Here is a 13266-nt window from a genome sequence, read left to right as displayed (position 1 = left end):
CAAGATGTTAGTGGAAAACTCCTGCTGAAAATAATATTTTTATTACATAAAAAGAACTTACTTCAACTACAATGAAGTAAGTTCCGTCTAAATAATCTCGAATTCAAGATAAAAATTATAATAAAACGTATGCACCAGGTCCGATTAAAGCTACCCCGATAGCAACGGCGATTAACATTAAGTTGTATTCATATCCGTTTTGGGTTACCCAGTAACCATTTTTTCCGTGAACAGTGAAGATTGCCATTAACATTGTTCCAACGATAAATAATGAACCAATTGCAGTGAAAATACCTGATGCGAATAAGAAACCACCTAATAATTCAGTTGCGCCAGCCATAAATGCCATGAATACACCAGGGCGTAAACCGATTGATTCCATCCAGCCACCTGTTCCTTTTAAACCGTAACCGCCGAACCAACCAAATAATTTTTGAGCACCATGACCCATGAATGTAATACCTATAATAAGACGAATAATAAGAAGACCGAAATCCATCATTTTTGAAAACCTCCTAAAAGTTATTAACTTACCTTATGTAAGTAATAATAAAATAGTTACTTACTTTAGTCAAGCGGATTTTGAAAAAAGTTTGAAATTAATTTTACAAATTAACGACAAAAAATAAAATGTAGTAAAGACCTCTAGACAAGTAGGGTAAAAAAAGAGAAAATATAAGTAGAAGTTAATTTTCTTATTGTTATTCAGACAATCAGAATTGACTGGAATTTTGCAAAGAGCTACAATAAGAGTCTATTAGTAATGACGTAATTTATTTCGAAAGCGTTTTTACAGTATAATATTCGAAGTATGAAGTCTTACATGTATCCCGAGCTTTACTAGGGATTGCCCTATAAACTTTTAGGTAAATTATAAGGAGGACTATCCTATGTTTAAAAAATTATTCGGTCTTGGTTCAAAAACAAACGAAGAAACAATCGTAGCTCCATTAACTGGAGCAGTGAAAAATATTGAAGAAGTACCAGATCCAGTATTCGCAGGTCGTATGATGGGTGACGGTGTTGCAATCGATCCTACTGAAGGTGTAGTTGTATCTCCAGTTGATGGTGAAATCGTACAATTATTCCACACGAAACATGCTATCGGAATTAAAGCGAAAAACGGTACAGAAATTTTAATCCACGTTGGATTAGAAACTGTAAAAATGGAAGGCGAAGGTTTCGAAGCTCATGTTTCTGAAGGCCAAGCTGTAAAAGCTGGAGATAAATTAATCTCATTCGACTTAGAATTAATTCGTGAAAAAGCGAAAAGCACAATTACTCCAATCGTTATTACAAATACAGATGCAGCTGAGTCTATTAAGACAACTGTAGGCGTAACAGCTACAAAAGGTTCAACAGAAGTAATGAAAGTTACAATGAAATAATTATTGTATAAGAGGAATCCGTTTCGTATGAAATGGATTCCTTATTTTGTTTTGTAGTACGCTTACTATGTATGTTAAAATACCCTAGGCACTTGGAAATAGGGTTTCACATATATGTGGATAAGGCGCATTTTCTTAGAAAAAATATAAGGGAAATGCGCCTTTTGTATATTCACATTTCTTTTGTTCTATTCTTATGTACGTTATGATAAAAGGTAGGAAAAGAAGAAAAGGGGTGGGTTTGGATGAAACGATTGTTATTTATTTGCACTGGAAATACATGCCGTAGCCCGATGGCTGAAGCGTTACTTCGTCATCATGGAGAAGGTAAGTTTGAAGTGCAATCTGCTGGTGTTTTCGCCTATCCTGGAAGTGATGCGTCGGTACATGCAAAGGAAGCTTTAGCTGAAAAAGGAATTGCAATCAATCATGCCGCGCAGCAAGTAAACGAAGCTTTGCTTGATTGGGCTGATATGGTAGTAACAATGACGGAAAATCATAGGCAAATTGTCCTTGGTCATTATCCGAGCGTTGAAAAGAAAGTGGATACATTATATGGAGTAACTGAGGGGATAAGTAAAGATATTTCAGATCCATTTGGCGGTTCACTTTCTACTTATAAAGAAACGTTAGAAGAGATGGAAAAACTTGTACAAACTTTACTGAAAAAACATTCAGAAGGTTGATGTTTCGTGTATAATACGATATTGGAGATCACTTCGTACCATTAAGGTATCGAGTGAGAAATGAAGATAATTGATTGAAACTTTGGAGGGGTAAAAATGAAAGTAGTAGTAGCATCTGATCACGGCGGTATGAATATCCGTAAAGAACTTGTAAGTTTATTAGAAGAGTTAAATATTGAATATATTGATTTAGGTTGTGAATGTGAAGCTGGTTCTGTTGATTACCCTGATTTTGCGTTTCCAGCAGCGGAAATGGTAGCGAATGGCGAAGTAGATCGTGGTATTTTAGTTTGTGGGACAGGCATCGGTATGTCAATTGCTGCAAACAAAGTAAATGGTATTCGTTGTGCGTTAGTTCATGATACGTTCAGCGCGAGAGCAACGAGAGAGCATAATGACACTAACATGTTAGCAATGGGCGAGCGTGTAATTGGTGCTGGTCTAGCTCGTGACATCGCAAAAATTTGGTTAACAACTGACTATGAAGGTGGCCGTCACGAAAACCGCGTAGGAAAAATTAAAACATACGAAGCAAAGTAATAGATTCTAACTAGAAGTAGTATGAAATATAATTTGGTGAACCAACCTGTGAAAGGAAGAGGCGTAATGACAGAAATCGTAAAGGTAAGAGAACAGCTACAAATTTCGCTTTCTGATTTCCAAGAACAAGCTTCATTACAAAGTGGTCAAATTTTTGTAGTTGGGTGTAGTACGAGCGAAGTGCTAGGAGAGAAAATTGGAACATCAGGAACGATGGAAGTAGCAGAGGCGATTTTTTCTGAATTAAAACAATTTCAAGAGCAAACAGGTATTGAGTTGGCGTTTCAATGTTGTGAGCATTTAAACCGTGCTTTAGTAGTTGAGAGAGAGTTGGCAATGAAATATCACTTTGAAATTGTAACAGTTACGCCTGTTAGATCAGCAGGTGGTGCATTAGCAACATATGCTTATCATAATTTGAAAGATCCGGTAGTAATTGAGTTTATTAAAGCGGATGCGGGAATGGATATTGGTGATACATTTATCGGTATGCATTTAAAGCATGTAGCTGTTCCGGTTCGTACAAGTGTGAAGGAAATTGGAAGTGCGCATGTAACGATGGCAACAACACGTGGAAAACTAATTGGTGGAGCACGTGCTGTTTATGCGGCGGCTGAAGAGACTATCATTTGCCGTTAAAGTTGCACATTATCCTACGAACGAGGTATGTTGTCTGACTTTATCATAGAAGAAAGAAAAGACCGATTTTCGGTCTTTTTTTTCTTTTATGATAAAGAAAGTCATGTTAGAATGTAGTTGAAAACATGAAGGTTCGAAAGAATTACAACCTGAATTTTCGTTTTTTCTGAATAAATGAGAAAAAACTATTGGGAATCGATGTAATTCGTTCAGAAAAGGGGGATTTTGGTGGATCATTTAAAACGTCAAGATGAAAAGGTATTTGCTGCAATTGAGGCAGAACTAGGAAGACAGCGTTCAAAGATTGAGTTAATTGCTTCGGAAAACTTCGTAAGTGAAGCAGTAATGGAGGCACAAGGTTCTGTTTTAACGAATAAGTATGCTGAAGGATATCCTGGAAAACGTTACTATGGTGGCTGTGAGCACGTAGACGTAGTAGAAGATATCGCACGTGATCGCGCGAAAGAAATTTTTGGTGCAGAGCATGTAAATGTTCAACCGCATTCTGGTGCACAAGCGAACATGGCAGTATACTTCACGATTTTAGAGCAAGGCGATACAGTACTTGGTATGAATTTATCTCATGGTGGTCACTTAACACACGGAAGCCCTGTTAACTTCAGTGGAGTACAATATAATTTCGTAGAATATGGCGTGGATGCTGAATCTCACCGTATTAATTACGATGATGTATTAGCAAAAGCGAAAGAACATAAACCAAAATTAATCGTTGCGGGTGCAAGTGCGTATCCTCGTGTGATCGATTTCAAACGATTCCGTGAGATTGCAGATGAAGTGGGTGCATACTTTATGGTTGATATGGCACATATCGCTGGTTTAGTAGCTGCTGGTTTACATCCAAACCCAGTACCACATGCACATTTCGTTACAACGACAACACATAAAACATTACGTGGCCCACGTGGTGGTATGATTTTATGTGAAGAGCAATTTGCAAAACAAATTGATAAATCAATCTTCCCTGGTATTCAAGGTGGTCCACTTATGCACGTAATCGCTGCAAAAGCTGTTGCATTTGGAGAGACACTACAAGATGAGTTTAAAACATATGCACAAAATATTATTAATAATGCGAACCGCTTAGCTGAAGGTCTTCAAAAAGAAGGACTTACACTTGTTTCTGGCGGAACAGACAATCACTTAATCCTGATTGATGTTCGTAACTTAGAAATCACAGGTAAAGTAGCAGAGCACGTATTAGATGAAGTTGGTATTACAGTGAACAAAAATACAATTCCATTTGAAACAGCAAGCCCATTTGTAACAAGCGGTGTACGTATCGGTACGGCAGCTGTAACATCTCGTGGTTTCGGTTTAGAAGAAATGGATGAAATTGCGTCACTTATTGCTTACACATTAAAAAATCATGAAAATGAAGCTGCATTAGAAGAAGCACGTAAGCGTGTAGAAGCGTTAACGAGCAAATTCCCAATGTACACAGATCTATAATAGATGAAAGAAGACTGCTGAGACGTAATTGTTTTGGCAGTCTTTTTTTTTGGACATATATTCTTCATTAAGTATGTATACAAATGATGAATAAATTTTGGCGATATAATGAAGGATACAGCTCCCATAATTGGTAAAGATACTAGATAGATTCATTGTAAAATCATGATTTTGCCAAATTTGCCCTTGAATATTAGTAGCGTTTTCTTTACAATCGTAAATAGTGTAAAAAAGCGTGCAAACGCATGAATATCATCTAAAGGAGAGATTCACATGGGAAAACTGTATGTATTTGATCACCCGTTAATTCAACATAAGATTACATATATTCGCGATAAGAATACAGGTACGAAAGATTTTCGTGAATTAGTGGACGAAGTAGCAAGCTTAATGGCTTTCGAAATTACTCGCGATCTTCCACTTAAAGACATTGAAATTGAAACACCTGTAAGCAAAGCGACAACAAAAGTGATCGCTGGTAAAAAACTTGGTTTAATTCCGATTTTACGTGCAGGTTTAGGCATGGTTGATGGAATTCTGAAATTAATTCCAGCAGCAAAAGTAGGACACGTTGGTTTATACCGTGACCCTAAAACATTGCAACCGGTAGAATACTATGTGAAACTTCCAACGGATGTAGAAGAGCGTGACTTTATCGTACTAGATCCGATGCTAGCAACAGGTGGTTCTGCAGCTGAAGCAATTAACTCTCTGAAAAAGCGCGGTGCAAAACAAATTAAATTAATGTGTATCGTTGCAGCTCCAGAAGGAGTAAAAGTAGTACAAGAAGAACATCCTGATGTTGATATTTATGTAGCAGCATTAGATGAGAAATTAAATGACCACGGATATGTAGTACCAGGCCTTGGTGATGCTGGTGACCGTTTATTCGGAACGAAGTAAGACAACTGACGAGAGGGGATTCCCCTCTCGTTTTTTTTGCGCCTCGCTGAGGCAGGGGAGGGGGATAAATATACATAGTATATACAACATAAGTTGCATACACATCACATATAATATAGAAGTCTTACGTCTAAAGAGCACTATATTATGGAAGGAAAGCGTTATATCTTAAAAATATAATAGTGACAAACTTGTGAACATTCCCTTCTATTATAAAGAGAAAACTGTTAGAAATTGCATATCTCTAACCAGTATTTAGAAGGGGAACGTTTTCATTTTTGGGAGGAAATGACTAATACTCAAATTTTTTGATTTTTTACGATTTCTCGTTGACACTGTTAATACCCTATTGTATGCTAACAACGGGGATAGATGGTAGGGCTTTCAGTGACAAAAATACATCCATTCCGTGACGAAAATGTAAACTTTTTATTTTGTATAGGATTTATGCAAAAAAATGAGTTATTATTAACACATCGTGAATGAGGGTTACATATTGGAGGGATGAATCCTTGCAAAAAAACGATCGCAGCCATATAAAAGCTTATGCTTTAATGTCAGGTATTCTTGCTCAGTTAGTCGGTTCTATTCTTGTTGGAATCTTTGGTGGGCAGTGGATTGATAATAAGGTTGGAACGTTTCCATTGTTTCTTATTATAGGGTTATTACTCGGGTTAGGAACAGGGGTATACGCAATGATTCGACTCATTCGACATTACTATTCGGGAGAGCAATGATGATAGACGTACATGGACTTGTCCAAAGACAAAAGAAATATATGTACTACTTGCTTGCGCTTCTAGTGCTAGGATGGGGATTTACCTCTTACAAGGATGTATTTCTTGGGCTGATTATCGGAACGATTTTCAGTTTTCTTAGTTTGCGCATCATTGCACGTAGAACAGACAAGCTATTAGATCGCGTGACAAATGGAGAAAACGTGAAGTTTAAGGCGACAGCTGTAAGTACATATTCAAGGTTCGCGACGATTGGGTTATTAATTTTATTTGCAGCCAAATATCAAGAGTTAATTGCGATGTGGGGCCTAGGTGTAGGATTGCTGACAGGATACCTTGTCATGATCATAGATTTTCTTTATTTAGAGTATAAGAGCAGGGAAGAGAGGTGAATTACTAGTGGAACACGGTAAATTAGTTGAATTTCTAGGTTTAACGTTCGATTTGTCATCAGTGATGATGGTTACTGTAGCAGCAGTTATTGTTTTCGTAATCGCTGTTATTGGAACTCGCAGTTTAGCTCTTCGCCCAACAGGAATGCAAAATTTCATGGAATGGGTGTTTGACTTCGTGAAAGGGATTATCAATAGTACGATGGACTGGAAAACAGGTGGACGATTCTTAACGCTTGGCGTTACGCTTATCATGTTTATCATCGTATCGAACTTCCTTGGTTTACCATTCATGTATTCAACAGTTGAGGCTGGCGAACATATTGCATGGTGGAGATCACCAACGTCTGATCCAGCAGTTACATTAACATTAGCCGTGATGGTAGTTACCCTCACCCATTATTATGGAATTAAGATGAAGGGTACGAAAGAATACGTTAAAGGTTATTTCCAACCTATGAAATTCTTATTCCCATTAAAGGTTATTGAGGAGTTTGCTAACACATTAACGTTAGGTCTTCGTTTATTCGGTAACATTTATGCAGGTGAGATCTTATTAGGATTACTTGCTAAGTTAGGCGGGACGACAGTCCTTGGAGCATTAGGTGCGCTTGTACCGATGTTAGCATGGATGGGATTCAGCGTATTCGTTGGTTCAATCCAGTCGTTTATTTTCGTAATGTTAACGATGGTTTATATGGCTCATAAAGTAAGCCATGACCATTAATATAATTTAAGTAAGAAAAAATTTATTTTTTTATAATACAAAGGAGGACAAATTAAATGAGTTTAGGTGTAATCGCAGCTGCAATTGCAATTGGTTTATCAGCATTAGGTGCAGGTATTGGTAACGGTCTTATCGTATCACGTACAATCGAAGGTGTTGCTCGTCAACCAGAATTAAAAGGCGCACTTCAAACAATTATGTTCATCGGGGTTGCTTTAGTTGAGGCACTTCCAATCATCGGTGTAGTTATTGCTTTCATCGTAATGAACAAATAAGGGAGACTCCCCTTACATAGATGGCGAAGAGTGTTTTTTGAACTTTCTTCGCCATTGCTTTATGAACGAAACGTATGTCTTTTTTTTTCATATGATCAATTTAGATATTTTGAAGGGAGTGAATCCTTGTGCCAACTTTATTATTAGGGGCTGCCATTCCATTTGGAACGATTGCTTATACATTGTTCATTTTCTTACTTCTATTAGTAATGCTACGCAAATTTGCGTGGGGTCCTTTAATGGGAATTATGAAAGAACGTGAAGAGCATGTTACTAATGAAATCGACGCTGCAGAAAGAAGTAACGCTGAGGCGAAGAAGTTAGTAGAAGAACAACGTGAAATGTTAAAACAATCACGTGTTGAAGCACAAGAGTTAATCGAAAGAGCGAAAAAACAAGCTGTAGATCAAAAAGATGTTATTGTTGCTGCTGCGAAAGAAGAAGCAGAATCAATTAAAGCATCTGCTGTACAAGAAATTCAACGCGAAAAAGAGCAAGCGATTGCTGCTTTACAAGAACAAGTTGCTTCTTTATCTGTTCAAATTGCTTCTAAAGTAATTGAAAAAGAATTAAAAGAAGAAGATCAAGTGAAGTTAATTCGCGATTATATTAAAGAAGTAGGAGAAGCGCGATGAGCAATGGGATTGTAGCAAAACGTTATGCTGTCGCTCTTTTTAAAATTGCTAAAGAAAAACACGTATTAGAAATGTTTGAAGAGGAATTACGCCTTGTACAAAACGTTTATGTAAAGAACGGAGAACTACATAGCTTTTTAACGCAACCGAACATTTCAAAAGAGCAGAAGAAAACGTTTCTTGCAAACGTATTCGGATCTGTTTCTGAATCTATTTTAAATACGTTATATATTTTAATTGATAACAAACGCATTGATATCTTACCTGAAATTGCAGATGAATATGTTGTTCTTGCTAATGAAGAACGTAACGTAGCGGACGCAACTGTATATTCTATTCGTCTTCTATCAGAAGAAGAGAAGCTTAACATTGCAGAAGCATTTGCAAAGAGAACGGGAAAAGATGCAATTCGCGTAAAAAATGTTGTAGATGAAGATTTACTAGGCGGCATTAAAGTACGTATTGGAAATCGCATTTATGACGGAAGTTTACAAGGAAAATTAGCACGTATTCAGCGTGAATTAATGAAGAATAGATAGGGGTGAAGCACATGAGCATCAGAGCTGAAGAAATTAGCGCACTGATAAAGCAACAAATCGAGAACTATCAGTCTGAAATCGAAGTTAGTGATGTTGGTACAGTTATCCAAGTTGGTGACGGTATCGCGCGTGCTCATGGTCTTGATAACGTTATGGCTGGTGAACTTGTAGAGTTCTCTAACGGCGTTATGGGGCTAGCACAAAACTTAGAGGAAAACAACGTAGGTATTATCATTTTAGGACCTTACACAGAAATCCGTGAAGGTGACGAAGTTCGTCGTACTGGTCGCATCATGCAAGTACCAGTAGGAAAAGAACTAATCGGTCGTGTTGTAAACCCATTAGGTCAACCAGTTGATGGTTTAGGCCCAATCAATACAACAAACACTCGTCCAATCGAAAGTCCAGCACCAGGTGTAATGGATCGTAAATCTGTTCATGAGCCACTTCAAACAGGTATTAAAGCGATCGATGCTCTTGTACCAATTGGCCGTGGACAACGTGAGTTAATCATCGGTGACCGCCAAACAGGTAAAACAGCAGTTGCACTTGATACAATCATTAACCAAAAAGATGAAGATATGATTTGTATCTATGTAGCTATCGGACAAAAAGAATCAACTGTACGTAACGTAGTAGAAACACTACGTAAGCACGGTGCATTAGATTACACAATCGTTGTAACTGCATCTGCTTCTCAACCAGCTCCATTATTATACTTAGCTCCTTATGCTGGTGTAACAATGGGTGAAGAGTTCATGTACAATGGTAAACACGTATTAGTAGTATATGATGACTTATCAAAACAAGCAGCGGCTTACCGTGAGCTGTCATTACTATTACGTCGTCCTCCAGGTCGTGAAGCTTATCCAGGGGATGTATTCTACTTACATTCTCGCTTATTAGAGCGTGCAGCAAAATTAAGTGATGCAAGAGGCGGCGGTTCTTTAACTGCACTACCTTTCATCGAAACACAAGCAGGGGACGTATCAGCTTACATCCCAACAAACGTAATCTCAATTACGGATGGACAAATCTTCTTACAATCTGACCTATTCTTCTCTGGTGTACGTCCAGCGATCGATGCGGGTACTTCTGTATCACGTGTAGGTGGATCTGCTCAGATTAAAGCAATGAGTAAAGTATCAGGTACACTTCGTCTTGACCTTGCATCTTACCGTGAGTTAGAAGCGTTCGCTCAGTTCGGTTCTGACCTTGATAAAGCAACACAAGCGAAACTAAACCGTGGTGCTCGTACAGTTGAGGTATTAAAACAAGGATTACACAAACCGTTACGTGTAGAGAAACAAGTTATCATTCTTTACGCTTTAACACGTGGATTCCTAGATGATATCCCAGTAGTCGATATCACTCGTTTCGAAGAAGAATTCCATGCTTGGTTAGATTCAAATGCAGCTGACTTATTAAGCGAAATCCGCACAACTAAGAAACTTGCGGATGATGACAAATTTGCAGCAGCAATTAACGGATTTAAAAAAGTATTCGTAGCTTCTGAGTAATAAAAGCGGAAGCGGCTCGTCCTGAATGTGAGGGGGATGGAGCTTCTGACAAAGAGGCGGTCTTTGCCTCGTAGGAAGAAGTGAAGCCACCGAACATTCAAGCCGCTGGAGCTAGATAATAATATATATAGGCATCTCAATTTCTGAGATTGCTGACGGTTATGTAGAGGAAAAGAGTAGGTGCACCTATTCTTTTCCTTCAATCATGAGCAAGAATATCTTGCAACGTAGATTAGGAAGAGGATTCTTACTAATCGTGCCAACTTCCGGAAAAAAGGTGGTGAAAACCTGTGGCATCTTTACGCGATATAAAAGCGAAGATTACCTCGACAAAGAAAACGAGTCAAATTACGAAAGCGATGGAGATGGTATCTGCATCTAAGTTAAACCGTGCAGAGCAAAATGCTAAATCTTTCGTTCCGTATATGGAAAAGATTCAAGAAGTAGTAGCGAGCATTGCGCAAGGAAGTAAAGGAATTAATCATCCAATGCTAAATGCGCGTCCTGTAAAGCGTACAGGATACATCGTTATTACATCTGATCGCGGACTAGCAGGTGGTTATAACAGTAACGTATTACGTACGGTAAGTAACGTAGTTCGTGAACGTCATAATATGGATTCAAACCAATATTCAATTATTGTGCTTGGACGACTAGGACGTGATTATTTAAAACGTCGCGGCTTTAACATCATTGATGAAGTAGTTGGATTATCTGACCACCCATCATTTACTGATATTAAAGATCTTGCTTCTCGAGCAATTGCGATGTTCGCAGATGGTGCTTATGATGAGCTGTACATTTACTACAACCATTACGTAAGTAAAATTTCACAAGAAGTAACGGAAAATAAAATTTTACCGCTTACTGATGTGGCGTCTAACAAACCGACGACAGCTTATGAATTTGAACCTTCTGAAGAAGAAATTTTAAAAGTACTATTGCCACAATACGCAGAAAGCTTAGTGTACGGTGCATTACTAGACGGTAAAGCAAGTGAGCACGCGGCGCGTATGACAGCAATGAAGAGTGCTACAGACAACGCAATGGAAGTTATCGATTCACTTACACTTTCATTCAACCGTGCACGTCAAGCAGCGATTACGCAAGAAATTACGGAAATCGTTGGTGGCGCGGCAGCGTTAGAATAGTATTAAAAAGCGGAAGCGGTTCGTTCAGAATGAGAGGGAGATGGAGCTTTTGACGTAGAGGCGATTTGTGCCTCGTAGGAAAAAGCGAAGCCACCGAACATTCTAACCGCTGGAGCTAGATTCAATAAAAAGTGGAAGCGGCGCTGTCAAAAGAGTCGTATAAGCTAAACTAATAAAAAATTAAAAGCCGACTTCTCTTAGAAAGCTGGCTAATTAAAAGAAAGCTAGGAGGGAACCCGATGAATAAAGGGCGCGTTACGCAAATCATGGGTCCGGTTGTAGACGTTAAGTTTGATGGCGGAAAGCTACCAGAAATCTACAACGCCCTTACGGTAAAACAAAGCAACGAAAACGGAGCAAACATTAACTTAACATTTGAAGTTGCACTTCATTTAGGTGATGACACAGTTCGTACAGTTGCAATGTCTTCCACAGATGGACTTGTTCGTGGCACAGAAGTAGAAGATACTGGTAAAGCAATCTCTGTACCAGTTGGTGATGCAACACTTGGTCGTGTATTTAACGTATTAGGTGATGCAATTGACTTAGATGGTGAACTTCCTGCGGATGTACACCGTGATCCAATTCACCGTCAAGCACCTGCATTCGAAGAATTATCTACGAAAGTAGAAATTCTTGAAACTGGTATTAAAGTAGTAGACTTACTTGCTCCTTACATTAAGGGTGGTAAGATCGGTCTATTCGGTGGTGCCGGCGTAGGTAAAACAGTACTAATTCAGGAATTAATCAACAACATCGCACAAGAGCACGGTGGTATCTCTGTATTCGCTGGTGTAGGTGAGCGTACTCGTGAGGGTAATGACTTATACCACGAAATGAGCGATTCTGGCGTAATCAAGAAAACTGCGATGGTATTCGGACAAATGAACGAGCCACCTGGAGCACGTCAACGTGTTGCATTAACAGGTTTAACAATGGCTGAGCATTTCCGTGATGAGCAAGGACAAGACGTACTATTGTTCATCGATAACATCTTCCGTTTCACGCAAGCGGGTTCTGAAGTATCTGCCCTTCTTGGTCGTATGCCATCTGCGGTAGGTTACCAACCAACACTTGCAACAGAAATGGGTCAATTACAAGAGCGTATTACATCTACAAATAAAGGGTCTATCACGTCTATCCAAGCGGTATATGTACCAGCCGATGACTATACTGACCCAGCACCAGCTACAACGTTCGCTCACTTAGATGCAACAACAAACTTAGAGCGTCGTTTAACACAAATGGGTATTTACCCAGCCGTAGATCCATTAGCATCTACATCTCGTGCACTTTCTCCAGAAATCGTGGGAGAAGAACATTATGAAGTAGCTCGTCAAGTACAGCAAACTTTACAACGTTATAAAGAGCTTCAAGATATCATCGCTATCTTAGGTATGGATGAGTTATCTGAAGAAGATAAGTTAGTTGTACATCGTGCTCGTCGTATTCAATTCTTCTTATCTCAAAACTTCCACGTAGCTGAGCAGTTTACAGGTCAAAAAGGTTCTTACGTACCTGTGAAAAATACAGTTAGTGGTTTCAAAGAAATTCTAGAAGGAAAATATGATGACCTTCCAGAAGATGCATTCCGTTTAGTTGGTGGCATTGAAGAAGTTATTGAAAACGCGAAGAAAATGATGGCGTAAGGCCTTAGGAGGGAC

Annotated in this window: 17 protein-coding genes; 16 read left to right on the top strand and 1 reads right to left on the bottom strand. The window is 38.7% G+C overall.

Annotated features, from left to right (window positions below):
- Nucleotides 1-115 precede the first annotated feature (115 nt).
- Nucleotides 116-502, bottom strand: a complete 387-nt coding sequence (locus ATN06_RS26965; RefSeq protein ID WP_000968618.1) for a DoxX family protein — start codon at nt 500-502, stop codon at nt 116-118.
- Between the two features lie 388 nt (nt 503-890).
- On the opposite strand from ATN06_RS26965, the gene ATN06_RS26960 reads away from it, so the two are divergent.
- The 16 genes from ATN06_RS26960 (at nt 891) to atpD (ending at nt 13251) form a co-directional block, all read left to right on the top strand.
- Nucleotides 891-1388 carry a PTS sugar transporter subunit IIA gene (locus ATN06_RS26960; RefSeq protein ID WP_000473666.1) on the top strand — a complete coding sequence of 166 codons (498 nt, stop codon included), beginning with the start codon at nt 891-893 and terminating at the stop codon, nt 1386-1388.
- A gap of 245 nt (nt 1389-1633) precedes the next feature.
- On the top strand, nt 1634-2074 hold the full coding sequence (locus ATN06_RS26955; protein WP_060632959.1) for a low molecular weight protein arginine phosphatase: 441 nt from the start codon (nt 1634-1636) through the stop codon (nt 2072-2074).
- 96 nt (nt 2075-2170) lie between these two features.
- Nucleotides 2171-2614 carry a ribose 5-phosphate isomerase B gene (gene rpiB, locus ATN06_RS26950; protein WP_060632958.1) on the top strand — a complete coding sequence of 148 codons (444 nt, stop codon included), beginning with the start codon at nt 2171-2173 and terminating at the stop codon, nt 2612-2614.
- Nucleotides 2615-2635: 21 nt separating this feature from the next.
- On the top strand, nt 2636-3253 hold the full coding sequence (locus ATN06_RS26945) for a TIGR01440 family protein (RefSeq protein WP_110093270.1): 618 nt from the start codon (nt 2636-2638) through the stop codon (nt 3251-3253).
- A 228-nt stretch (nt 3254-3481) separates the two neighbouring features.
- Nucleotides 3482-4723, top strand: coding sequence for a serine hydroxymethyltransferase (gene glyA / locus ATN06_RS26940; RefSeq protein ID WP_060632956.1), 1242 nt, complete (start codon nt 3482-3484; stop codon nt 4721-4723).
- 273 nt (nt 4724-4996) lie between these two features.
- Complete coding sequence (gene upp / locus ATN06_RS26935; protein WP_000517539.1) at nt 4997-5626, top strand: uracil phosphoribosyltransferase; 630 nt, start codon at nt 4997-4999, stop codon at nt 5624-5626.
- A 372-nt stretch (nt 5627-5998) separates the two neighbouring features.
- The gene (locus tag ATN06_RS26930; protein WP_060632955.1) at nt 5999-6112 is read left to right on the top strand and encodes a DUF4024 domain-containing protein; all 114 of its coding nucleotides are present in this window, start codon (nt 5999-6001) and stop codon (nt 6110-6112) included.
- 26 nt (nt 6113-6138) lie between these two features.
- Nucleotides 6139-6363 carry an AtpZ/AtpI family protein gene (locus ATN06_RS26925; protein WP_001171223.1) on the top strand — a complete coding sequence of 75 codons (225 nt, stop codon included), beginning with the start codon at nt 6139-6141 and terminating at the stop codon, nt 6361-6363.
- Entirely contained in the window at nt 6363-6755 is a 393-nt protein-coding gene (locus ATN06_RS26920; RefSeq protein ID WP_000567600.1) for an ATP synthase subunit I, read from the top strand. Before ATN06_RS26925 ends, ATN06_RS26920 begins: the two co-directional genes overlap by 1 nt.
- Before the next feature lie 7 nt (nt 6756-6762).
- The gene (atpB, locus tag ATN06_RS26915) at nt 6763-7482 is read left to right on the top strand and encodes a F0F1 ATP synthase subunit A (protein WP_060632954.1); all 720 of its coding nucleotides are present in this window, start codon (nt 6763-6765) and stop codon (nt 7480-7482) included.
- A 56-nt stretch (nt 7483-7538) separates the two neighbouring features.
- Nucleotides 7539-7757: a F0F1 ATP synthase subunit C gene (gene atpE, locus ATN06_RS26910; RefSeq protein WP_000052064.1), complete on the top strand. Its 219-nt coding sequence runs from the start codon at nt 7539-7541 to the stop codon at nt 7755-7757.
- Between the two features lie 128 nt (nt 7758-7885).
- Complete coding sequence (gene atpF, locus ATN06_RS26905; protein WP_001142618.1) at nt 7886-8392, top strand: F0F1 ATP synthase subunit B; 507 nt, start codon at nt 7886-7888, stop codon at nt 8390-8392.
- Entirely contained in the window at nt 8389-8931 is a 543-nt protein-coding gene (gene atpH, locus ATN06_RS26900; RefSeq protein ID WP_000064682.1) for a F0F1 ATP synthase subunit delta, read from the top strand. The genes atpF and atpH overlap by 4 nt, the downstream gene beginning before the upstream one ends.
- An 11-nt stretch (nt 8932-8942) precedes the next feature.
- The gene (gene atpA / locus ATN06_RS26895) at nt 8943-10451 is read left to right on the top strand and encodes a F0F1 ATP synthase subunit alpha (RefSeq protein WP_000027515.1); all 1509 of its coding nucleotides are present in this window, start codon (nt 8943-8945) and stop codon (nt 10449-10451) included.
- Nucleotides 10452-10741: 290 nt separating this feature from the next.
- Entirely contained in the window at nt 10742-11602 is an 861-nt protein-coding gene (atpG, locus tag ATN06_RS26890; RefSeq protein ID WP_002034912.1) for a F0F1 ATP synthase subunit gamma, read from the top strand.
- Nucleotides 11603-11841: 239 nt separating this feature from the next.
- Nucleotides 11842-13251: a F0F1 ATP synthase subunit beta gene (atpD, locus tag ATN06_RS26885; protein ID WP_001032588.1), complete on the top strand. Its 1410-nt coding sequence runs from the start codon at nt 11842-11844 to the stop codon at nt 13249-13251.
- The last annotated feature ends 15 nt before the right edge of the window (nt 13252-13266 follow it).

The sequence above is a fragment of the Bacillus thuringiensis genome (assembly GCF_001455345.1).
Taxonomy (GTDB): domain Bacteria; phylum Bacillota; class Bacilli; order Bacillales; family Bacillaceae_G; genus Bacillus_A; species Bacillus_A thuringiensis_N.
The sequence above is the reverse complement of the archived record's forward strand: the minus strand, read 5'-3'. Positions and strand labels throughout refer to the sequence as shown.

Bases quoted from the DNA above. Each gene is read 5' to 3' on its own strand.
- ATN06_RS26960 (WP_000473666.1), top strand. From the start codon at position 891: ATGTTTAAAAAATTATTCGGTCTTGGTTCAAAAACAAACGAAGAAACA.
- atpH (WP_000064682.1), top strand. From the start codon at position 8,389: ATGAGCAATGGGATTGTAGCAAAACGTTATGCTGTCGCTCTTTTTAAA.
- ATN06_RS26920 (WP_000567600.1), top strand. From the start codon at position 6,363: ATGATAGACGTACATGGACTTGTCCAAAGACAAAAGAAATATATGTAC.
- rpiB (WP_060632958.1), top strand. From the start codon at position 2,171: ATGAAAGTAGTAGTAGCATCTGATCACGGCGGTATGAATATCCGTAAA.
- atpA (WP_000027515.1), top strand. From the start codon at position 8,943: ATGAGCATCAGAGCTGAAGAAATTAGCGCACTGATAAAGCAACAAATC.
- ATN06_RS26955 (WP_060632959.1), top strand. From the start codon at position 1,634: ATGAAACGATTGTTATTTATTTGCACTGGAAATACATGCCGTAGCCCG.
- atpD (WP_001032588.1), top strand. From the start codon at position 11,842: ATGAATAAAGGGCGCGTTACGCAAATCATGGGTCCGGTTGTAGACGTT.
- ATN06_RS26965 (WP_000968618.1), bottom strand. From the start codon at position 502: ATGATGGATTTCGGTCTTCTTATTATTCGTCTTATTATAGGTATTACA.
- ATN06_RS26945 (WP_110093270.1), top strand. From the start codon at position 2,636: ATGAAATATAATTTGGTGAACCAACCTGTGAAAGGAAGAGGCGTAATG.
- ATN06_RS26930 (WP_060632955.1), top strand. From the start codon at position 5,999: ATGGTAGGGCTTTCAGTGACAAAAATACATCCATTCCGTGACGAAAAT.
- atpE (WP_000052064.1), top strand. From the start codon at position 7,539: ATGAGTTTAGGTGTAATCGCAGCTGCAATTGCAATTGGTTTATCAGCA.
- upp (WP_000517539.1), top strand. From the start codon at position 4,997: ATGGGAAAACTGTATGTATTTGATCACCCGTTAATTCAACATAAGATT.